We start from the raw sequence: 20,052 nt of genomic DNA on the forward strand, positions 1-20,052 counted from the left end.
TTCAATGATAAGGAGATTAGAAATTATGAAAGTTGTAGTTGCAATTGATTCATTTAAAGGAAGTCTCACTTCGATTGAAGCCGGAATGGCTGCAAAGGAAGGAATCTTAAAAGCACACCCGGATGCGAATGTTGTCGTAAAACCACTTGCAGATGGTGGTGAAGGCACCACAGATGCCCTGATTGCAGGACTTGGTGGTGAGCGTATTGATCTTACAGTGACTGGTCCTCTTGGTACTCCGGTAAATGCACATTACGGATATCTGGCAGAAAAAAATACTGCCATCCTCGAAATGGCTGCCGCTGCCGGAATTATCCTGGTAAGAGAATCTGAAAAAAATCCACTTACTGCAACCACTTACGGTGTCGGTGAAATGATCGCAGATGCCATGGAACGCGGTATCCGCAATTTCATTATTGGAATTGGTGGAAGCGCAACAAATGATGGTGGAATTGGAATGCTTAAGGCACTTGGCTATCAATTTTCCGATGAAAATGGACAGGATGTCGGCGAAGGCGGACAGGCTCTTGAACGGGTATCTTCTATTATAATAGAAAAAGCTAACCCAATTCTCAAAGAATGCAATTTTCATATTGCCTGTGATGTAACTAATCCACTTTGCGGAAAGAACGGAGCTACCTATATTTATGGTCCGCAAAAAGGTGTCACACCGGAAATAGCAGAAGAACTGGATCAGGCAATGAATCATTATGCTTCTGTTACCTCCAAATTTCTTCATAATGATTATGCATCTGCAGAAGGTGCTGGTGCTGCAGGTGGTCTTGGCTTTGCATTTCTCAGTTATTTAAATGCTACGCTGACTCCTGGAATCGATCTGATTCTTAACGCTGTCGAACTGGAAAAAGAATTAGAAGACACAGATGTCACTGTTACCGGCGAGGGACGCCTCGATCACCAGACCGCTATGGGAAAAGCTCCTGTCGGTGTGGCAAGACTTGCAAAAAAATACGGCTCCAAAGTCGTTGCTTTTGCCGGAAGCGTCACCCCGGAAGCAACAGTCTGCAATGCGGCCGGAATCGATGCATTCTTCCCGATCGTCCGTGGAATCACAACACTAGACGAAGCAATGGATCCCAAAAAAGCAAAATCAAATATGGCAGCAGCTGTGGAACAGGTATTCCGTCTGTTATAGTTTTAATATTATTTACAAATTTCAGAGAGTGTTTTTGTATAATTTTTACAGAAATACTCTCTTTTCTTTATGATTTTCTTCTTTTCCTACACTGACCATCAACAACACAACGATCTACGACCTGACAGATCTTCATTTCAACATGATATTTTTCTGTCAATCTATACTTTTTCAGCAATTGTTTTATTTCTTATTTTGAAATCTTTCATTCATATATTGCATTTTTGTGAATCATATACATTTTCCAGTTCTTCTTTTATGCAATCTTCCTCTTGTACCTTTCCACCTTGTTCCTCTCTCCAAATAATGCTACAATTCTTAAATAAGTGGTAATGATACCGTTCTCTTTATCCTGTTAAATGCTGGATAAGCATCTGCATCATTCCCGCAACTTCTTTTCCAAAATCGGAGGATATTTAAAATGAAGTTAGACAAATCACTCGCCTTTCAGGTAGTAAACACGATCAAAGACACCTGCGGACAGGATATCAATTTTATCGATAAGCAGGGAATGATTTTTGCAAGTACCAACGCCGACCGGATTGGTACGTTTCATGCCATCGGTCACAAAGCCGCCCAGACAGAACAGACAATCGAAGTTTTTTCAGATGATGATTTTCCCGGAACACAAAAAGGAATCAATATGCCACTCTATTATCACGGCAGTTTTCTTGCAGTGATCGGAATTACCGGAGAACCGGACCAGGTCCGCCAGTACGTCCATCTTGCCGACCGGATTACCCATCTGCTGATCCGTGAAAAAGAGCTGAACCGACTGAGCCGCTCTCTGGAAGATAAAAAACACTTTGTTATCGATGCCCTGATCCGGAATGAGATTGCTGATCCGGATTATCTGGACACCTGCCTTTCGGATCTGCAGGTAAATCCAGGGACAAAGAAACGGCTTCTGATCATCCAGTCATCACCGGATGGACACAACAACTCTTCTTCCCTTGAACAGAAGATCATCGGACTTTTCGGCACGCTTGGTATTACTCTTTATACCTTTTATTATCCAAATGAATATCTTGCCGTGCTGGAAAACTCCGGCAAAGCCGCTCTCTATCAGATACTGGCTGATTTTACCGCAAACTGTGGAGCTTTGCTCTCCATTGCAGTCGGAAAGAAATGTCAGCTTTTCCAGCTGTCTCTTTCTTACCAATCTGCACTCACTGCGCTGAAATACTGCCGGAGTTCGGGAAACGGGATTGCTTTTTTCGATGATATGACACTGGAAATTCTGCTCTCTTCCATCTCGGAGCAGGAAAAAAATGCTTATCTGCAAAAAACGATCTCTGCACTTTCTGATGAAGAAAGAAATCTGCTTCAGACTTACTTTGAAGCAAATATGTCTCTTCTCGGAACCAGCCAGAAACTGTTTCTTCACAAAAACACAGTGCAGTACAAGCTGAATCATATTTACCAGAAATGTGGGCTGAATCCGCGTGTTTTCAAGGATGCGGTGCTTTTATATCTTGCCTTGCAGTTGTGATATTTTTAAATCCCAGACACGGATTCCTGTGCACACATCTTCCATATCCTTGTACAGGTTTGCCTATATAAGAAAATATTCTTGACAGATAAGTTTACTTACAGATTTTCGTCAAAAAACAGGACAGCCTTTCCTTCACCCTCACAACGGGTATTAAAAAGTCTGTCCTATCTTTTTTTATTCTTTATTTCTCATCAGCTATTCATCATACTTTGCTTCCACGCCATATTTCTTCATCCTCCGCCAGAGCGTCGTCGTACTGATCCCCAGCTCTTTTGCCGCAAGGTTCCGGTTTCCGTGACACCTTTCCAGAATTTCTGACAGATCAATACTCCCTGGCTGCCGATTATTTCAATTGTATTTAGCAATATGCCTTTTTTGCCTCGTCCATTCTCCGGAAAAACTCACTGTAAAATTCTTCCGTCTGATACGGAGTAAGGTAAAATCTCTGCAGTACATCCATGTTGACCGCTTTCGCACTCTCCGGATGTGCTGCAATGTATTCCTGTAACTGAATCAGTAATCCATGCCATCTGGCAATATACGTTTCATACTTTTTCAGTTCCGGTGTATCAAGCCATTTTTTAACCTTTACTTTCGCCCGGTTCTCTTTCTGACATTCATGTACCTGAAGAAAATAGCGGAAACCATTTTCCTCATAATATCTTCCAAGCGGGAAAAGCCTACAGATTCCCGGACGAAATGGATGAATCCCACATCTTCCTTCCTCTGTCAGAAAACCACAGCCATCTTCCGCTCCTGCCATCTTCAGATTCGGCAAAATGATTCCGTCTACCACATTCAGTTCAATCTTTCCTGCAAGCAAAGTCTCAAAAGCCGCTCCTGTTCCCCTGCTGATCCGGACAATATCCAACGGATCCAGCACAATCGAGCTTCCCATCCCCGTACAACAGGCGTGGCATCCCTCACAATCGCCACAGTTCGCTTTTACCAGATCATTGCTGGTATATAATTTTCCATCTGAAATTTCTTCCATTGTCACCTGTCTTTTCATATCAATCTCCTTTCCTATACTCCTTCCAGTGTAAACGGTGGAATAAAGCTCTCCTTTGCCGTATCCCCTTCCTGTATAAACGCCTGCATCACACCAAGCGAGATCGCATAGTCCACCAGTTTCTCATACGCATACTCTGGCACTTTCCGGTTCAGCTCCGGATATTTTACCGCATCCAGACTCTCCAGTGGCGTATACTGGCTCATCAGGCTCATATAAATCCGGTTTCCATAAGTCTCATGCAAATATTTCACCACTCTTTTTCCATCCGCAAGACATCCCGGCAAAAGCAGATGACGCACGATCACGCCACGCTTCATCATTCCGCACTCATCAAATGCCGGCTCTCCTGTCTGTCTTACCATCTCAGCAAGAGCCGCCTTCGCAACCTCCGGATAATCCTCCGCCATCGAATATTTTTTCGCATGATCTGTATTTAAATATTTGAAATCCGGCAGGTAAATATCCACCAGACCATCCAGCATTTTCAAGGTTTCCACTCTCTCGTAACCGCCCGTATTATATACAATCGGCAAGTACATTCCCTGCTTCTTTGCACTCTGAAGCGCCCGGATGATCTGCGGCACAAAATGCGTCGGCGTCACAAGATTGATATTATTCGCACCTTTCCCCTGCAGTTCCAGAAAGATCTCCGCCAGCCGCTCTTCTGAGATCACTTTGCCAACCTTGCTTCCCGCAATCTCATGGTTCTGACAGAACACACATCTTAAAGTACATCCCGTAAAAAAGACCGTCCCTGATCCTTCCTTTCCGGAAATACAGGGTTCCTCCCACATATGAAGCGCCGCTCTCGCCGCCCGGATCTCCCCTGTCTCTCCGCAAAAACCTGTCTTCCCATTCTCCCTGTCCGCCTCACACATCCGCGGACATAATGTACAGCCACTCATCCTATCGCTTAACCTCTCATCTATCCCTGATTCATTCCTCTCAGTATACCGCACTTTTTGAAAAATAGCCACCCAAGTTTTCCTCTTCCAGAGATTGAAAATTCTTTCCCCATCTGCTACAATAAAGTGCAGACAGGCATTTTGCCTCAAGTTTGGAGGAATATACAATGAGTAAAATTGATGAAGTAAGAAGCGCTATGGTCGCAGCCATGAAAGCAAAGGATAAGGACACAAAAGAGACATTATCTGCTCTTCTTGCAGCCCTTAAGAACAAAGCCATCGACAAACGTGCCGATCTTACCGAAGAAGAAGAAGTTCAGGTTATCTTAAAAGAGATCAAACAGACAAAAGAAACTCTGGAGATGACTCCTGCTGATCGTACAGACATTATTGAAGAATGCGAGAAACGTATCGCTGTTCTTGAGCAGTATGCTCCGAAGATGATGGACGAAGCTGAGATCAAAGAAGTAATCGCAGGTGTCCTTTCCGGTCTTGGAATTGATGCTCCGACACCAAAGGATAAAGGACGTATCATGAAAGAACTGATGCCGAAAGTAAAAGGAAAAGCTGACGGAAAGCTTGTGAATGATATTCTCACAGGAATGATGGCTTAATAGCAGATATTATGAATGCAGGGTTCCGGATTGGTTCCCTGCATTTATATATAGTCGAATATACTCTGTATTGCGTCTGTTACATTAATTACATCTGCCATTTTTACACGATCTATTATTTTATACCCCCTGACTCTCAAGTCTAACATTTTCATTTGTTCACATTGGATATAACCTTTATTTTCATCCATTTCAACATAAATGTGAAGTGGGCTTTCTGTACTCTCTCCTAATATTGGACAGCCAATTATTTCTCCCGACTGATTAAAAAAATTTTTACTTGCAACAAATACAGGATCCTTAATTTTTTCCACTTTTAAAACAGCCCCCTGCTGTATCTCCATTTTCTACCACACCTCTCTTCCTTCCGGCTTATCCCATTCATATTCTCCATCAAGATTTAACTTACCACCAAACTTTTCAGCTCTTTCTTCTAATTTTTGATGCCTGAAGGTCTTAACAAGCATAATCATACCATCCGATACTTTTACTTCCAGCATATCATTTATTTCTACATTGGCCTCTTGTAAAATATCTTTTGGAAGTCTGATTCCCTGACTATTTCCCCATGCTTTTACCTGTGTTTGCATAAAATTCACCTCCATATAATGTATATACTTAGTATATACATTATTCTGAAAATAATCAAATAATTTTCTCTCCTAATCACACTCTTCCTCAAAATATGTTATAATTCATAAGCATCAGTCTTTTACAAAATCACAATTACCAAAAGGGGATTTACTTACTATGAATAAAAAAGAAGTTACTGAAATCAAAAAACAGTTCACCCCATCCAACTGTGCGATCACCCGCATCTGCGGATGCTATGTAGATGGTGAAAAAGAGAAAAAAACGGAGATGAAAGATGCTTTCCTTTCTCTTCCGGAAGAGGAAATGTTCAAGTATTTTGACATTTTCAGAAAGTCCTTGTCCGGTACGATTGGAAAAAATCTTCTGAATATGGAATTTCCTCTGGAGACCGAATCGGAAGGTGGTACACAGGAATTTCTTCTCAAATTAAGAAACAGCCGGCTTACTGACGACGCTCTTCTGGAAGAATTCTATAATCGCGTCATCGATTCCTATGATTATGCCGAGAACTATCTGATCCTGCTCGTCCATGCAGCCTACGATATTCCGGGAAAATCAACGGACGGAAGTGAAATGTTCGATGCATCCGATGAAGTCTATGATTACATCATGTGTACCTTCTGTCCGGTCAAGCTTTCCAAGCCAGGACTCAGTTATCACGCAGAAGAAAACAGCTTCCATGAGCGTATCCGTGACTGGATCGTAGAGATGCCGGATGCCGGTTTCCTCTTCCCTGCTTTTAATGACCGCAGCACCGATATTCACAATCTGCTTTATTATTCAAAAAATGCAGAGAATCTCGGAAACGGTCTGACCGATCTGCTTCTTGGATGTGTTCCGCCACTCACCGCCGGAGATCAGAAAGAAACTTTCCGTACACTGATCGAAGAAACGCTCGGTGATGACTGCGACTACGATACAGTCAAAAATATCCACGAAAACTTGAATGAAATGATTGAACAGAATTCTGAAAATCCGGAACCACTCGCCCTTGACAAAGCAGAAGTTAAATACCTCCTTGCAAAAAGCGGTGTCGAAGAAGAAAAATTGGAAACATTCGATACGCAGTACGATTCCGCTGCCGGCAAGCACGGTACACTCCTTGCCTCCAATATTGCAAACCTCAAAAAATTCGAGATCAAAACTCCGGACATCACCATTCAGGTAAACCCGGAATGCGCAGATCTTGTAGAAACACGTATTATCGATGGTCAGAAATGCCTGGTCATTGTCGTTGACGACCGCGTTGAGATCAACGGAATCAGTGCAAAGACTGCCGTATCCGGAGGACTTCCAAAGTCTTCTACCCCTGATGCATCTGATGAATCCAAAAGCGATACATCCGAAAATGAAATGGATGTTCCATTCTAAATGCCTTACATATTATTACAAAAGACATTTTTATTGATTATCTTTCGTAATATTTCCTTATTTCTTTTCAATTTTACAATGTATACGAAAAATGCAGGTAATCCTCTCGACTACCTGCATTATTCTATACGCATTTTTTCATTCTCATTTACTACAATTCCCGTTTTTCATCTTTTCCTAAATCACAGTTCCTCCACCGGTCGTCACAAATCCAACTCTCAGAATTGCTTTCACAAAACTCCACATTCCATTGATTACTGCAGAATTCAGCAGACTGATCGGCACATCCAGAATTCCTGTTCCAAGTAACAGAAGCAGAATCCACATACTATACGGTCGGATCTTCCAGTAAAACTCTGCTACCCTCGGAAAGATCTCAGCAAGAATATTCGATCCGTCAAGAGGCGGAATCGGAATCAGATTGAACACACCAAGTCCAATATTCAGCACTGCTCCATAATAAGTAAGCACATAAAGATAATTCAGAATCAACCCACTCGATCCGTACTTATACAAAAGCCCGTGCAGAATCATACAGACAAACGCAAGCAGGAAATTCATGACTACTCCCGCTGCTGCCACAAGAATCGTATCTCTTTTTTTATTCTTATAATTCCTGGTATTGATCCTTACCGGCTTTGCCCATCCCACATGAAAGACAAGCAGACATAACGTTCCCCACACATCCAGATGCTTAAATGGATTCAAGGTCAGTCTTCCGTCATATTTTGGTGTCATATCCCCGAGTTTATATGACACATATCCATGTGCAAATTCATGCAACGAAACTGCAAGTAATGTAGCAGGCGCAACGTAGATTAAAGTCTGGAAAAACTGATACATTGCCCTGGTCAGTCCTATATTCTGAAACAGCATAACATCCTCCCGATTTTCTTAGTAACGTTTATTATAGTCCCAAGAGAAAACGGATTCAAGAAAGATTATGTAAATTTTTTCTAAAGATTGTACAGAAAAAGTCATTATCCCATCCATAGATAATGACTTTTTTATACCATTTATTTTGCTTTTTTATTCTGTCTGTCCATGTAGATCTTTCTCCCCATAAAAATCAGTGCCGACAGAGCAAACAGGATCAGCAGTCCTGTCACCAGAAGCTTCGCTCCTCCTGTCAGCATTCCTCCAACATAAGAATATACAATCGTTGCCGGAAGCTGTCCCACACCAGTTGCCACAAAAAAAGATATAAACGACATCGAAGTAAGTCCTGCTGCATAACTTACAATATCAAACGAAACAAACGGAAGCAAACGACAGATCAGAACTGTATTCTTTCCATATTTTTCAAAAAATGTATCTATCTGCTGCATTCCAGCTTTACTCGTAAGCTTTTCTGCCACATCACGTCCAAGTATTCTTGCAATGAAAAAGCATACCGCTGCTCCTGCCATCGCACTGCTCCATGACAGAATAACTCCCTGCCACCATCCAAAAAGATTCGCATTTGCAAATGTAATCAGAAATGCCGGAAGTGGCGCTGCAATCGACTGAAAAATCATAAGCAAAAATGAAATCAATGCCGCATATGCCCCATAAGATGCTACAAAGTCTCTGACCACTGCAAAATCTCCACTAGCAAACATCTTAAATACCTGATTCATCACATGTTTTACGGACGGAAATACATAATAACTTCCGATTGATACCATAATCAAAACGATCACTACTATTTTCCCCACCCAAATATTTTTCTTTTTTTCCATACCATTTACTCCTTATTCCTTATTTTCTTCCAGTTCATCTTTCAGGTAACGTTTTTTCAGGATTATCCCGATTATCGTGACTACAACTGCCAGCACTACTGCTATTCCAATATAAAGCAACCTATTCTCCTTATCCGCAAGGCCTGCTGTACCAACCGTATACATCGCTGTACCAGGTAGCATAAATATCAACGAACCAATTGCATACGTACTAAAACGGATATCTGTAATACCATACGCAAAATTCTGCAGATTAAATGGAAATACCGGAACCAGACGTGTAATCATAAGAACAAATAATTCATTACAGCCAGTATCGTCAAACAACCATTTTTTCAAGATACGGTTTTTTGCAACCACTGGTCCAATACTGTCTTTCAAGAAAAAACGTCCTGCAATAAATGCAAGAACCGCCCCGATCGTTGTTGCCAGAGAACAACAAATCGTACCGATTACTGGTCCAAAGAGAAGTCCTGCCAGTATCGCAAACGTCACTCCCGGAAGCGCAAGCACCACACACCCAACAACTGTCAATACCATATACACTAGAATTGCCAGAGGAAGATTATTCTGCACTATCCGCTTCATAAATTCAAGATTTTCTGCAGTACTTATGTAAGAAGACCAGTCAAAAATATGATTCAGGATCACAATCAAAAGGATGATTCCCCCAAATATCCATAGCTTCTTGTTTTTCATCTCTTTTTCCTTTTCCCCTTTTTGAATTTTGCTATCTAATGTTATCACATTTTCCCTTCTATCTCAAATACATTTATACTATAATTGTATATCCTTATCGTGTTTTTCTATAGCAAAAAGCAGCCCTTGATGGACTGCCCTTTACGCTTTCTGAATAATTCAGATTATTTACCTTCTTTTTCGTATTCTGTAATTCTTGCCACCTTTGGCATAGAACGGGATTCCGGATCGAAAGTTACGCTTAAGTACTCTTTTACGAGGCATTTTGCGAGCTCAATTCCTGTAACCTGTGCACCAAGTGTGATAATGTTAGCATTGTTACTGAGCTGTGCTCTCTGAGCCTGATATACATTGTTAACCAGTGCTGCATAAGCTCCCGGAACTTTGTTGGCAGCAATGCTTACCCCGATACCTGTTCCGCAGATCAGGATTCCTCTTGCAATTTTCATTTTTTCTTTTTTATTTTCGATTATTCTTGTGTTTTATTTTCGTTTTCTTTCGTTTCTGCCGGTTTTCTCTTTATCTGCAACTGCAGGTTCACCCCAAACGGATTGACTGCAACGCCAAATGCTTCCGGTGAAAGAATTTCCGGAATCTTACTTCCTTCTACAACAGCGGTTTTCAATGTCACACCCTTGTTCAGGTTCTGGAATTTCTTAACTTCCTGCACATCCGTAAAGATTGGCTGATACACTTTCCCATCTTTCTGTTTCAGAATCGGAATTCCTTTGTCCTCCTGAACAGTCACAATATAACGCCCCTCCTGATAATGGGCAAGCATTTCTTCGTTCAGTTCTTTTAACTCATCCGTCATCTCCGGTTTATCCGGCTTTCTCATCTGTTGCATAAAATACGCTGCAGTCAGCACCAGTTCCGGATTCTCTACACGTATTTTTCCTTCTGGCAGTTCTTCATCCTTCGGTCTCGTGATCAATTCGTCAAGCTGCACAGTAATCTGTCCGTCCAAACCTTTGTCCACCAGAATACAGTTGACTCCCATCGGAAACAGCCCGGTAAAAAATGACAGGCGGGAATTTTCATCCACCTTGACAAGCTGCATTGGATTTCCTTCCTTTTGAAGCTTCATGGCCTCTTCTTTCGCTTCCGCTTCTGTGTAGTAAAGAAGGATCTCATCATCAAATGTCTCCGGGTCGCAGACCACATATGGCATTCTTGTACAGGATGACATCAATACATAAATTGCCTCTGCAGTACGCAGTTTATTTAAAGTTTCGATTTTCTGATTTGTATTACTCATTCTAGTATATCCCTTTCCTCTTTCTCCATATAACAAGAATTATACCCGTCTGTCCGAAAGAAGTCAATTTATACTCCCTTATTCCGCTTGATTATCTTCGTATTTTCCTATATCATATGTGTTTATGGGTTGTTTTTACAATGTTTTTACTCTTTTATCAGAGAAGAAAGGAATGAGAAAATGAATCAGGAAAATACATCTGCACCTGCAGAAAATAAAATGGGTACCATGCCCATCGGAAAACTATTATTTAATATGTCTCTGCCTATGATGATTTCCATGCTGGTACAGGCTTTGTACAACATCGTAGACAGTATTTTTGTCGCCAAATTATCGGAAAATGCACTGACCGCCGTTTCACTTGCCTTTCCACTCCAGACACTGCTTATTGCAGTTGGAACCGGAACAGGTGTCGGCATGAATGCACTCCTTTCCAAATCACTTGGAGAGAAAAATTTTAAAAAAGCAAATGCGACTGCAAGCAACGCTGCCGTTTTATATTTTTTCAGCTATCTCGTATTTTTCATTCTTGGCTTTACGATCGTCCGTCCTTTTTACGCAAGTCAGATTGGAAATGCAGACCAGGAAATCATGGAACTCGGAATCGAGTACTTAACCACCGTCATGATTTTCTCTTTCGGGCTGCTTGCACAGGTCTTCTTTGAGCGTCTGCTCACTTCAACCGGAAGAACCATCTTCAGTATGACTTCCCAGCTGACAGGTGCAATCACCAATATCATTCTTGATCCAATCCTGATCTTCGGACTTCTCGGAGCTCCGAAAATGGGTGTGACCGGAGCTGCTATTGCAACCGTGATCGGACAATGCGTTGCCGCACTTGTCGCCGGATTTTGTAACCACCGGTACAATCATGAAGTAAAACTGAAGTTTCATGGATTCAGACTCGATTTCCATATTATTGGCACCATTTATGCAGTTGGAATTCCAACGATTATTATGCAGTCCATCGGATCGGTTATGACTTACTGCATGAACTGCATCCTGATCGAGTTTTCATCAACCGCAACTGCTGTATTCGGCGTTTACTTTAAGCTACAGAGTTTCTTCTTCATGCCTGTATTCGGTCTCAACAATGGGATTACTCCGATCATTGCCTACAATTATGGTGCCGGTCAGAGAAAACGTATGCTCAAGACAATCAAGCTCAGTATGCTGGTTGCCTTCTTCCTCACCTTCATCGGATTCCTCTGCTTTGAAGGAATCCCACAGATACTTTTGAGTCTGTTCAATGCATCGGACGAGATGCTCACCATCGGAGTTCCTGCCTTGCGGATCATCGGAATCCACTATCTGATCGCATGGTTCTGTATTGTATCAGGAACAGTATTTCAGGCTCTTGGAAAAGCATTTTTCAGTATGATCGTCTCCATTATGCGTCAGTTATTTGTACTGATACCTGCCGCATATATCCTTGCAAAGCTTGGCGGTCTTCATGTGGTGTGGTGGTCATTCCCGATCGCGGAGGTCATTTCACTTATGGTATCCTCTTTCTTCCTGGTACGAATCAACCGGACGATCATTTCCAGAGTCCCAGAGGGAAAACTTTAGTAGAACTGTGCTCGGATAGTTCCTCTGATAGCGAAAAAGAAGATTTTCACGTGTCGATTCAGATCCGCGAAAATCTTCTTTTTATTTTAACTTTATCTTACATAAATCCCTGTATGGATTCGTCCTCGCAAGCCCAATCTCAGCCGCTTCACCTGTAGGATATTGCTTTTTCTTCCAATTCCGGTCTCTTGGTTGTGATAAGTCCAAGAACAACCTTCTTATCTCCTGAAACCTTTGCAAGTGGTGCAAATCCACTGGATCTTTCATCATCATACTCCAGATAATATGCGTAGAACTAACAAAGTCTCAACCTATCATTACTGCTTTTTTGAATTAATCACTTTCTTCTTCGTAATAATCTCATCCCCTTAATAATTCTCTTCATGTACTTCAAAATAGCTCTGTGGATGATTACATACCGGACATACTTCAGGTGCCTTAGTTCCTACCACAATATGTCCGCAGTTACGGCATTCCCATACTTTAACTTCACTCTTTTCAAAAACTTTAGCAGTTTCAATATTCTTAAGAAGTGCACGATATCTTTCCTCATGGTGCTTCTCAATTTCACCTACTGCCCTGAATTTTGCTGCAAGCTCAGGAAATCCTTCTTCCTCAGCTGTTTTAGCAAAGCCTTCATACATATCTGTCCACTCATAATTTTCGCCTTCTGCCGCTGCCGCCAGGTTTTCCTTTGTATCACCAATTCCTGCTAATTCCTTGAACCACATCTTTGCATGTTCTTTCTCATTATCTGCGGTTTTTAAAAACAATGCTGACATCTGCTCGTAGCCTTCCTTTTTCGCTACAGAAGCAAAATAGGTATACTTATTTCTTGCCTGTGATTCCCCTGCAAATGCCTCCTGTAAATTTTTCTCAGTCTGTGTTCCTACGTATTTGTTTGCTGCCATTTCTTTTTCCTCCGTTTACTTTACTATTTTTTCAAAATCTGATGCTGGGTGCTTACATAAAGGACATATAAAATCATCCGGTAATTCTTCTCCTACATATTCATATCCACAAATTCTGCAACGCCATATTGTCTGCCCATCCTCGGTTTTTCCGACTGCCTGTGGCTTAGGTTTAATATTATTCTGGTAATAATCATATGTGACAGAAGGAACATTACTTAAAACTTCCATATCTGTTATCTCACCGATAAACATTGTATGTGATCCTAAGTCCTCCGTTTTATTAACTGTTACAGAAATGTATGCATTTGTACCTTCTGTAATATAATAAATACCATTTGTACCCCTAGCACACTTTTCAAATGCTTCAAATTTATTGGTATCCCTTCCTGATTGGAAGCCAAAATGTTTGAACAATTCAAACTGTGCCTTCTGACTTAAGACTGATACTGTGAATTTTCCAGTTCTCTGAATCATGTCATGCGTGTAATTTGCTTTATTGACGCAGATACTTAACTGGTTCGGTTCTGAAGCTGCCTGAATGGCTGTATTAATAATACATCCATTGTCTCTTCCCTGGCAGTCAGTACAAACAATCCATAACTCAACTTATACATTGCTTTCCTATCCATTTTTTTCCTCCTTTACCTTCTCCCTGCATTTTGGGCAAATACCTTTAAATGAAATATCATAATCCAAAAATTCGATTCCATGAGTGTTATGAATTCTTTCCAGTAAATCCGGTATTTCATCCATATCCACATCTGAAACCTCACCGCATTTTACACACCTGACATGGTAATGATTTTTCAATGTAAAATCGAACCTATTCGTTCCATCCGGAACTTCAACCTTCCTTAGCGAACCCTCATCTACCAATATATCAAGATTTCTATATACAGTTCCTTTTCCGATTGCAGGATATGCTTCTTTTATAAATTCGTACACTTCATTTGCTGTAACATGTCTTCTCATTTCGTATACGGCATTTCTTACAAGATCTTTTTGAATGGTATTTCTCCTACTCGTCATCAGTCCTCCTTGTTAGGATTTATTCTTAATAAGGATTGTATATCATTATTATTCTATTGTCAATAAAATTAGTAATAATTCTCATTATTATAAAAAGATGCCCGTGCTGAGCATCTTTAATCTAAATCATTGTTCTATTTTTCGTTCAAAAACATATTCAGTATCTGATGATAAATCAGACCGGAATGAATAACCAAGTCTGTCGAATTTCTTAATATCCTCAGGATTTTCAATACTGTTTTCAGCCATGAACCTAACCATTTCACCACGAGCCATCTTAGCATATGTACCTTTTGTCACCAGTTTATCTCCTGATAATTCACAAAATGTAATCGTAATGTATCTATCCCGTTGTGTCAGATATTTTTCTATACATTTAGAGTATTCTTTCGATGCCAGATTGATTATAACCCTGCTGTTATCAATCACTGAGCGGTACAATAAATCTCCCCAATACTCATATAGATTTTTTGTTTCTCCTATTCCAACCTTCGCCTGCATTTCCAAACGATAAGGCGTCACACCATCTCTTGGTTTTAACACACCATAAAATGCAGATATTATTCTCAAATGATTTTGCACATACTCGAACTGACTGTCCTCCAACACGGATGGTGCCATATATTGAAAAGCAATTCCTTCATATGATAAAACAGCCGGACTGAGCATCTGATAAAGATTCATATTTCCCAATCTATTGAAATTTTGTTCTGCAATCTTGTCATTACATTTCCAAATGCCTTTCAGTTCCTCTTTTGACTTACTTTTCAACCAACTTTGTATCTCTGTCGTCTTTTCAATAAATTCAGGCAATGCATCCGGTTCTATACTGTCAGTATCTGTAATCATCTTTTTAGCAGGGGATAATATTATCTTCATTAATCTAATTCCTTAAGCATATTTTCAGGGTCATCTGCAGCCTTGACTTTATCATTTGCCTTTATAATAACCCCTTGTTCATCAATAAGATATGTGGTTCTTACTACTCCCATAGATACTTTGCCATAATTTTTCTTTTCTTTCCATACATCATAAGCTTCAATAACTTTTCGCTCTGGATCTGCTAAAAGTGTAAATGCCAATCCATATTTTTCCTCAAATCTCTTGTGAGACTCTACAGAATCCTTACTGACTCCAAGAATAACTGCATTTTTTTCGGTAAACTGAGGGTATCTTTCGGAAAAACCACATGCCTGCTTCGTACATCCCGGTGTATTATCCCTTGGATAAAAATACAAAATCACTTTTTTTCCTGTATAATCCGATAATCTATGTATTTTCCCATTTTGATCTGGCAACTCAAAATCAGGTGCCTTAATTCCTACTTCCAACATTATTTATTCCTCCCTGTCTGTAACTTTCTCTTTCTTTGCCTTTTCTTTCCTATTCCCAGTAATCATTTTATGACCTGTATATATCGCCATTACCATACATAACATAGAACTTAAAGCAAAGTATTTATGACTTGATTTTAGCTTTTTATATCCAGTGTAATAAGTCCCAAACATTGTAATTAATGCTCCAACTGACCAATATTTATGTGCTTTCATGTAATTCCTCCATTTTTTCAGTGTATTCAATTGTAATTATACTCTACCACATTCCTATGTCAATTTGATAATAGCGCATTCCTATAAAATTTTCAGAATATCATGGTTAAATCTATGTATTGTTATCCTATAATTTTTCTTTGAAAAAATCTAACCAAAAGCTTACCTTCAGAAAATTACAATTTAATCTCTTTGCCATCTAAGATGCTCATACAACGCTGTCATGAATGTCCATTTATTCCGGTCACAAACTGGTTTCTCAAAAGAAGAAAAAAATCACTGAATCAAATAATAGTGAGAATAGTTAAACAAAAAAACTGAGCTTTATTCATCAAAGACAAAGTTGCTGGAGAATATTTTTCTCTCCAGCAACACTTTCTTCATCTTTAAGCCATTGAAACACAATACTGTCCAATCAACTTCGTCCAACTATTATATTTATTCTTTTCACACACCTTTCGGCAAATTTCATTTTCCATCAGTACACAGAACTGAACATCTTATCATAATCAAATGCCCAAACAGCACCATTCACATGGTTTTCCACTGCTTTCTGATCTATGTGCTTTAAGCGTGTGACCATTTTTTCAATTTCTCCATTTCCCAAGTTACCGATATTTTTACAGATAAACCGAAAGAAATTCAATGTTGCATATTCGTCATGCCAATGGAACTCTTCTGGATTGTTTTTAATTTTACTGGCTCGCTGCTGTTCTTTGATTATCTGAGCAGCTACACCTTTCATCGAATCTTCGTATCTCATATTATTCACCTACTCTTCCTCAACGCCCAGTGACGGATGTCCACGTATTAGTGTCTGCTTGCCATCATTTGCTATATACGCCGGAGCTTCTCTCTTTGCGATAAACTCCTTTGCATGTTGTCTGATTGTATCCAATCCTTCTTCGTTTATGTAATCAATATCCTTCTGCTTCAGATGGAAACTGCTTCGAAACTTGGAATTATCCAGTCGTTCAAATAACTGCCGACACGCATCACTCCCGGAATTCTATTTTCAGAGCAGAGTACCTGCACCCGTCGTTTCGACAGTCCCCATTTTTCAGCTGTTTGACTGATTGAAAGATATTCCATGCCTTCATCTCCATATTTTAGTGAATTCACGATCAATCATATTTCTATTTTTAAATTATAATCATAAGTGCGAATAAAGTCAATTTCAGCTACCACCTTAGTATTCTTTCTCTTCATCTTCTAACATATCTACTCAGCTAATTGAAGCATACTTATTTCAAGAAAAAGAGCATATGGATTTGATTCCATACACTCTATGTTACATACCTTAAAATCGTTTTTATAACTTCATCAATCACAATCGGCTTTGACAAATGTGCGTTCATTCCTGCATCCAGTGATGCCCGAACATCTTCTGCAAATGAATTAGCTGTCATTGCTATAATAGGAATATTTTTTCCATCCGGTCTGTCATTCATTGCCCTGATTGCTTTTGCTGCTTCATAACCATTCATTTCAGGCATCATGATATCCATCAGAATTACATCAAATGTGCCTTCCGGATGATTTCTGAAAATCTCAACAGCATTCTTTCCATCCACAACTCTTTCTACATTCATCCCGAACTCTTCCAACTGCACGGCAGCAATCTCTGCATTCAGTTCATTATCCTCTGCAAGAAGGACATTCACACCTGTAAGATTTACCTTTTCAGAAATACCTGTGTCTGACTTATTACATTCCTTATCTGTAATTTCCAAAGGAATATCCACAGTAAATGTGGTTCCCTCATGCTTTTTACTCTGCACGGAAATGGTTCCACCCATCATATCTACATACTTCTTTACGATAGTCATCCCCAGTCCAACTCCATGGTACTGCGTTCTCACATCGGAATCTTCCTGTGCAAATTCCTCAAAAACTTCTTTTGTAAATTCCTCACTCATGCCACTACCAGTATCCGAAATGCGGTAACGCATATTTATATATCCATCCCCGCCCTTTTCCTGACACCGGGCTTCAAATGTAATCGTCCCTCCATCCGGAGTGAATTTCACGGCATTGCTCAGAATATTGACCAGCACATCACGCAGGCGTGCAGGATCCGCAAGTACATTTGGAATCTTTGCTTCTTCACGCTGAATCTTAAAGTTGATATCCCTGTTCGTAAGAAAGCCTTTTGTAATATCCAATGCAGAATCTGTAATGTTTCTCACATCCGCCGGTACCGGATTGTATTTCACTTTTCCACTTTCGATGCGGGTCAGATCTAATATATCATTGATCAGCGACAGTAAATGCTCTGAGCTTTCGTCAATCTTTTCCAGACAATTTTTCACTTCGTCTGACGGATTGTTTTTCATTGCAATACCGGTAAATCCTATGATTGCATTCATCGGTGTCCTCATATCATGGGACATATGTGACAGAAATGCTGTTTTTGCCTTGTTTGCAGCCTGTGCATGCTCTGCCAGTTCCGCCATTTCCTCAGCTTTCTCCTGGGCCGCCTTCTGAGCTTTTTTTCTTGTATTGAGATGCATCAGTGTCACAGCCATAGTAGTCAGCAGCCCTCCAAAAATAAGAAGAACCCAAACAGTAACAACAGGATGCAGACGTATCCAGTCAACAAATGTCAGCTCTGTTGCTTTGTATGTGGTATACTGTGCTGCAAGATCTTCAACGAGATTTTTTGGCATGGCATACATTGATTTCGTCAGAATACCAGCCAGCGCATGGTTCTCAGTTGATGAAATTACCATGCGGTAGGTGAATGTAGGCTGTTCCAGCAGAGTATATGTCATGGTGCCCGTAGTGTCACTGTTCACAAACGCCTGTGCCATGTAATAGTAGACGAAGGCAGCATCTGCTTTACCCTCACGAACAGCTTCCATCATTTCCTGTCGGGTACTGCACATCAGTTTTTCTGCACCGGGTGCCATTGCATCTGCAATTGAATTTGATGCTGTCTGGTCAACAGTAGTAACAACATTAATTTTTCCATCAAAGTCACGCCGTGTCACCCTTGCCAGCTGCATCGTAATGAAAGGTGCAGTAATCCCCCATTTTTTCGTCTCAGCATAATTATCTGTTTCCAGGCGTGCATCGATGCTCATATCTGTGGTTTCCGTATTTTTCTGATAAGCAATATACTCATCTCTGGTAGCAGGTGTAAGAAACTCATAGGAAATCCCGGCATAGTCTGCAATTTTCCGGAAGTAATCCGGGATAATACCCTTCATCTCACCATTTTCATTATAAGAATATGGATAACGGGTCGGATCACACAGAACATGAAGCGGGTTGTCCTTGGAATACTGTGAAATAATACTTTTTTCTTTCTCCGTATATTCCAGATTCTTAGTTTCGATGCTTTCATAATTTTTATTATAAAGTGTCGTTTTCCAGTCACCCTCAACCGCATTCATCTGATCGATCGCATAATTGATCTCATTCAGCAATTCTGTATTGCCCTTTTTAACAATGACATAGAAATCGCTGCTGCCAAATTTCTCCACGATTCGCTCATTGTTTGTTTTTCTCAGAGAACTGGTAACAATCGCATCAACTTTTTCGCTCTGAAGGGCTTCATCCATTTCTGTGGTCGTATCAAAATAAGATGGAACATATGTAAATCCTTTGTTGTCTGCAAAATCCGCAAACTCTTCATTCCGGGTGTTTCCGTTCAAAAGCGCCACACGCATACCGTTGTAAGTGCTGTAATTGCCGTCCACAATCGTGCTGTTGTCACTGCGGACGGTCAGCATCCCATAATTGGTTCCGATTGGACGTGAAAAATCAAACTTTTCTTCTCTTTCCGGTGTTTTGCGGGCAGATGTTACCATGTCAATCTCGCCATCTTCAAGCATCTGCTGCATATCATCCCAGCTCTTATCATATCCGACATATTCGTAATCTACATCCCAATAACGGGCCATCAGCCGAAGAAAATCATAGCCATACCCGTTGCGGTTGCCTTCTTCATCCATCACATGATAACCATCCATGGCAAAGAAACCGACTTTGACAGTTTCATGCTGCGAACTGTCCTCGGCTGCATATGCAGTCTGGGGAGAAAATATCATACACACGCATACAAAAACCAGTAACACTGCCACATATTTCTTTGCTCTCGAAATCATATTAAATCTCCTGTCTGTCTGTCTGTCTGTCTGTCTGTCTGTCTGTCTGTCTG

Annotated in this window: 23 protein-coding genes and 3 pseudogenes; 5 read left to right on the forward strand and 21 right to left on the reverse strand. The window is 40.5% G+C overall.

The genetic code is table 11. The annotated features are described in order from the left end of the window. Positions 1-25: 25 nt before the first annotated feature. Both PGW42_RS02230 and PGW42_RS02235 read left to right on the forward strand, forming a co-directional pair. Positions 26-1,153, forward strand: a complete 1,128-nt coding sequence (locus PGW42_RS02230; protein ID WP_270202791.1) for a glycerate kinase family protein — start codon at positions 26-28, stop codon at positions 1,151-1,153. 421 nt (positions 1,154-1,574) lie between these two features. Continuing rightward, a complete protein-coding gene (locus PGW42_RS02235; protein ID WP_330676970.1) occupies positions 1,575-2,645 on the forward strand; it encodes a CdaR family transcriptional regulator in 1,071 nt (356 codons plus the stop codon). Positions 2,646-2,843: 198 nt separating this feature from the next. Here PGW42_RS02235 and PGW42_RS16040 read toward each other — a convergent pair whose 3' ends face one another. The 3 genes from PGW42_RS16040 to PGW42_RS02250 are packed head-to-tail and all read right to left on the reverse strand — an operon-like array spanning position 2,844 to position 4,568. Continuing rightward, on the reverse strand, positions 2,844-2,975 hold the full coding sequence (locus PGW42_RS16040) for a helix-turn-helix domain-containing protein (RefSeq protein WP_334304012.1): 132 nt from the start codon (positions 2,973-2,975) through the stop codon (positions 2,844-2,846). A 31-nt stretch (positions 2,976-3,006) separates the two neighbouring features. Beyond that, entirely contained in the window at positions 3,007-3,660 is a 654-nt protein-coding gene (locus PGW42_RS02245; protein WP_270202792.1) for a YkgJ family cysteine cluster protein, read from the reverse strand. 14 nt (positions 3,661-3,674) lie between these two features. Continuing rightward, on the reverse strand, positions 3,675-4,568 hold the full coding sequence (locus tag PGW42_RS02250; RefSeq protein WP_270202793.1) for a radical SAM protein: 894 nt from the start codon (positions 4,566-4,568) through the stop codon (positions 3,675-3,677). A 167-nt stretch (positions 4,569-4,735) separates the two neighbouring features. Here PGW42_RS02250 and PGW42_RS02255 point away from each other — a divergent pair, with 167 nt between their 5' ends. Then, complete coding sequence (locus tag PGW42_RS02255) at positions 4,736-5,182, forward strand: GatB/YqeY domain-containing protein (protein ID WP_008369771.1); 447 nt, start codon at positions 4,736-4,738, stop codon at positions 5,180-5,182. A gap of 44 nt (positions 5,183-5,226) precedes the next feature. Here the strand turns inward: PGW42_RS02255 and PGW42_RS02260 are convergent, their stop codons facing one another. Continuing rightward, on the reverse strand, positions 5,227-5,526 hold the full coding sequence (locus PGW42_RS02260; protein WP_022221087.1) for a type II toxin-antitoxin system PemK/MazF family toxin: 300 nt from the start codon (positions 5,524-5,526) through the stop codon (positions 5,227-5,229). Positions 5,527-5,529: 3 nt separating this feature from the next. Next, complete coding sequence (locus PGW42_RS02265) at positions 5,530-5,772, reverse strand: AbrB/MazE/SpoVT family DNA-binding domain-containing protein (RefSeq protein ID WP_044998617.1); 243 nt, start codon at positions 5,770-5,772, stop codon at positions 5,530-5,532. Between the two features lie 160 nt (positions 5,773-5,932). Between PGW42_RS02265 and PGW42_RS02270 the strand changes: the two genes are divergently transcribed. Next, positions 5,933-7,147: a DUF4317 domain-containing protein gene (locus PGW42_RS02270; RefSeq protein ID WP_270202794.1), complete on the forward strand. Its 1,215-nt coding sequence runs from the start codon at positions 5,933-5,935 to the stop codon at positions 7,145-7,147. 177 nt (positions 7,148-7,324) lie between these two features. On the opposite strand, the gene PGW42_RS02275 is transcribed toward PGW42_RS02270, so the two are convergent. The 5 genes from PGW42_RS02275 to PGW42_RS02295 all read right to left on the reverse strand — a co-directional run bounded on the left by PGW42_RS02275 (position 7,325) and on the right by PGW42_RS02295 (position 10,825). Next, positions 7,325-8,023 carry a site-2 protease family protein gene (locus PGW42_RS02275; protein ID WP_243006388.1) on the reverse strand — a complete coding sequence of 233 codons (699 nt, stop codon included), beginning with the start codon at positions 8,021-8,023 and terminating at the stop codon, positions 7,325-7,327. 140 nt (positions 8,024-8,163) lie between these two features. Then, positions 8,164-8,868 carry a TVP38/TMEM64 family protein gene (locus PGW42_RS02280; protein ID WP_270202795.1) on the reverse strand — a complete coding sequence of 235 codons (705 nt, stop codon included), beginning with the start codon at positions 8,866-8,868 and terminating at the stop codon, positions 8,164-8,166. 12 nt (positions 8,869-8,880) lie between these two features. Then, complete coding sequence (locus tag PGW42_RS02285) at positions 8,881-9,567, reverse strand: TVP38/TMEM64 family protein (RefSeq protein WP_195502000.1); 687 nt, start codon at positions 9,565-9,567, stop codon at positions 8,881-8,883. Between the two features lie 164 nt (positions 9,568-9,731). After that, positions 9,732-10,016, reverse strand: coding sequence for an RpiB/LacA/LacB family sugar-phosphate isomerase (locus PGW42_RS02290; RefSeq protein WP_082421164.1), 285 nt, complete (start codon positions 10,014-10,016; stop codon positions 9,732-9,734). Between the two features lie 20 nt (positions 10,017-10,036). Then, positions 10,037-10,825: an SseB family protein gene (locus tag PGW42_RS02295; RefSeq protein ID WP_270202796.1), complete on the reverse strand. Its 789-nt coding sequence runs from the start codon at positions 10,823-10,825 to the stop codon at positions 10,037-10,039. Between the two features lie 180 nt (positions 10,826-11,005). Here PGW42_RS02295 and PGW42_RS02300 point away from each other — a divergent pair, with 180 nt between their 5' ends. Beyond that, a complete protein-coding gene (locus PGW42_RS02300; RefSeq protein ID WP_270202797.1) occupies positions 11,006-12,394 on the forward strand; it encodes an MATE family efflux transporter in 1,389 nt (462 codons plus the stop codon). A gap of 166 nt (positions 12,395-12,560) precedes the next feature. Here PGW42_RS02300 and PGW42_RS16045 read toward each other — a convergent pair. The 11 genes and pseudogenes from PGW42_RS16045 to PGW42_RS02355 form a co-directional block, all read right to left on the reverse strand. Beyond that, positions 12,561-12,683, reverse strand: a pseudogene (locus PGW42_RS16045) (5-methyltetrahydropteroyltriglutamate--homocysteine methyltransferase); the annotation flags it as partial. A gap of 79 nt (positions 12,684-12,762) precedes the next feature. After that, positions 12,763-13,305 (reverse strand): rubrerythrin, encoded by a 543-nt coding sequence (gene rbr / locus PGW42_RS02310; protein ID WP_117649977.1) that lies wholly within the window; start codon positions 13,303-13,305, stop codon positions 12,763-12,765. A gap of 15 nt (positions 13,306-13,320) precedes the next feature. Then, a pseudogene (locus tag PGW42_RS02315) lies at positions 13,321-13,937 on the reverse strand (flavin reductase). After that, positions 13,930-14,337, reverse strand: a complete 408-nt coding sequence (locus PGW42_RS02320) for a Fur family transcriptional regulator (protein ID WP_117822940.1) — start codon at positions 14,335-14,337, stop codon at positions 13,930-13,932. The pseudogene PGW42_RS02315 and the gene PGW42_RS02320 overlap by 8 nt, the downstream one beginning before the upstream one ends. A gap of 126 nt (positions 14,338-14,463) precedes the next feature. Continuing rightward, the gene (yaaA, locus tag PGW42_RS02325; protein ID WP_118217956.1) at positions 14,464-15,216 is read right to left on the reverse strand and encodes a peroxide stress protein YaaA; all 753 of its coding nucleotides are present in this window, start codon (positions 15,214-15,216) and stop codon (positions 14,464-14,466) included. Continuing rightward, positions 15,216-15,671, reverse strand: a complete 456-nt coding sequence (gene bcp, locus PGW42_RS02330; protein WP_270202798.1) for a thioredoxin-dependent thiol peroxidase — start codon at positions 15,669-15,671, stop codon at positions 15,216-15,218. The genes yaaA and bcp overlap by 1 nt, the downstream gene beginning before the upstream one ends. A 3-nt stretch (positions 15,672-15,674) precedes the next feature. After that, entirely contained in the window at positions 15,675-15,887 is a 213-nt protein-coding gene (locus PGW42_RS02335) for a DUF6219 family protein (protein WP_117649891.1), read from the reverse strand. Between the two features lie 478 nt (positions 15,888-16,365). Next, positions 16,366-16,650: a hypothetical protein gene (locus tag PGW42_RS02340; protein WP_330676973.1), complete on the reverse strand. Its 285-nt coding sequence runs from the start codon at positions 16,648-16,650 to the stop codon at positions 16,366-16,368. 33 nt (positions 16,651-16,683) lie between these two features. Next, a pseudogene (locus PGW42_RS02345) lies at positions 16,684-16,857 on the reverse strand (DUF4186 family protein); the annotation flags it as partial. After that, complete coding sequence (locus PGW42_RS02350) at positions 16,821-16,979, reverse strand: DNA-binding protein (RefSeq protein WP_173826267.1); 159 nt, start codon at positions 16,977-16,979, stop codon at positions 16,821-16,823. The gene PGW42_RS02350 and the pseudogene PGW42_RS02345, both read right to left, overlap by 37 nt. Before the next feature lie 194 nt (positions 16,980-17,173). Beyond that, positions 17,174-19,999 (reverse strand): transporter substrate-binding domain-containing protein, encoded by a 2,826-nt coding sequence (locus PGW42_RS02355; RefSeq protein WP_270235106.1) that lies wholly within the window; start codon positions 19,997-19,999, stop codon positions 17,174-17,176. Positions 20,000-20,052: the final 53 nt, after the last annotated feature.

The organism is Coprococcus sp. TM115-187 (assembly GCF_027679115.1).
GTDB lineage: Bacteria > Bacillota > Clostridia > Lachnospirales > Lachnospiraceae > Allocoprococcus > Allocoprococcus comes.

What these genes read in the sequence shown, in the direction of transcription:
- PGW42_RS02230 (WP_270202791.1), top strand. Translation starts at nt 26, where the DNA reads ATGAAAGTTGTAGTTGCAATTGATTCATTTAAAGGAAGTCTCACTTCG.
- PGW42_RS02235 (WP_330676970.1), top strand. Translation starts at nt 1,575, where the DNA reads ATGAAGTTAGACAAATCACTCGCCTTTCAGGTAGTAAACACGATCAAA.
- PGW42_RS02245 (WP_270202792.1), bottom strand. Translation starts at nt 3,660, where the DNA reads ATGAAAAGACAGGTGACAATGGAAGAAATTTCAGATGGAAAATTATAT.
- PGW42_RS02250 (WP_270202793.1), bottom strand. Translation starts at nt 4,568, where the DNA reads ATGAGTGGCTGTACATTATGTCCGCGGATGTGTGAGGCGGACAGGGAG.
- PGW42_RS02255 (WP_008369771.1), top strand. Translation starts at nt 4,736, where the DNA reads ATGAGTAAAATTGATGAAGTAAGAAGCGCTATGGTCGCAGCCATGAAA.
- PGW42_RS02260 (WP_022221087.1), bottom strand. Translation starts at nt 5,526, where the DNA reads ATGGAGATACAGCAGGGGGCTGTTTTAAAAGTGGAAAAAATTAAGGAT.
- PGW42_RS02265 (WP_044998617.1), bottom strand. Translation starts at nt 5,772, where the DNA reads ATGCAAACACAGGTAAAAGCATGGGGAAATAGTCAGGGAATCAGACTT.
- PGW42_RS02270 (WP_270202794.1), top strand. Translation starts at nt 5,933, where the DNA reads ATGAATAAAAAAGAAGTTACTGAAATCAAAAAACAGTTCACCCCATCC.
- PGW42_RS02275 (WP_243006388.1), bottom strand. Translation starts at nt 8,023, where the DNA reads ATGCTGTTTCAGAATATAGGACTGACCAGGGCAATGTATCAGTTTTTC.
- PGW42_RS02280 (WP_270202795.1), bottom strand. Translation starts at nt 8,868, where the DNA reads ATGGAAAAAAAGAAAAATATTTGGGTGGGGAAAATAGTAGTGATCGTT.
- PGW42_RS02285 (WP_195502000.1), bottom strand. Translation starts at nt 9,567, where the DNA reads ATGAAAAACAAGAAGCTATGGATATTTGGGGGAATCATCCTTTTGATT.
- PGW42_RS02290 (WP_082421164.1), bottom strand. Translation starts at nt 10,016, where the DNA reads ATGAAAATTGCAAGAGGAATCCTGATCTGCGGAACAGGTATCGGGGTA.
- PGW42_RS02295 (WP_270202796.1), bottom strand. Translation starts at nt 10,825, where the DNA reads ATGAGTAATACAAATCAGAAAATCGAAACTTTAAATAAACTGCGTACT.
- PGW42_RS02300 (WP_270202797.1), top strand. Translation starts at nt 11,006, where the DNA reads ATGAATCAGGAAAATACATCTGCACCTGCAGAAAATAAAATGGGTACC.
- rbr (WP_117649977.1), bottom strand. Translation starts at nt 13,305, where the DNA reads ATGGCAGCAAACAAATACGTAGGAACACAGACTGAGAAAAATTTACAG.
- PGW42_RS02320 (WP_117822940.1), bottom strand. Translation starts at nt 14,337, where the DNA reads ATGACGAGTAGGAGAAATACCATTCAAAAAGATCTTGTAAGAAATGCC.
- yaaA (WP_118217956.1), bottom strand. Translation starts at nt 15,216, where the DNA reads ATGAAGATAATATTATCCCCTGCTAAAAAGATGATTACAGATACTGAC.
- bcp (WP_270202798.1), bottom strand. Translation starts at nt 15,671, where the DNA reads ATGTTGGAAGTAGGAATTAAGGCACCTGATTTTGAGTTGCCAGATCAA.
- PGW42_RS02335 (WP_117649891.1), bottom strand. Translation starts at nt 15,887, where the DNA reads ATGAAAGCACATAAATATTGGTCAGTTGGAGCATTAATTACAATGTTT.
- PGW42_RS02340 (WP_330676973.1), bottom strand. Translation starts at nt 16,650, where the DNA reads ATGAGATACGAAGATTCGATGAAAGGTGTAGCTGCTCAGATAATCAAA.
- PGW42_RS02350 (WP_173826267.1), bottom strand. Translation starts at nt 16,979, where the DNA reads ATGGAATATCTTTCAATCAGTCAAACAGCTGAAAAATGGGGACTGTCG.
- PGW42_RS02355 (WP_270235106.1), bottom strand. Translation starts at nt 19,999, where the DNA reads ATGATTTCGAGAGCAAAGAAATATGTGGCAGTGTTACTGGTTTTTGTA.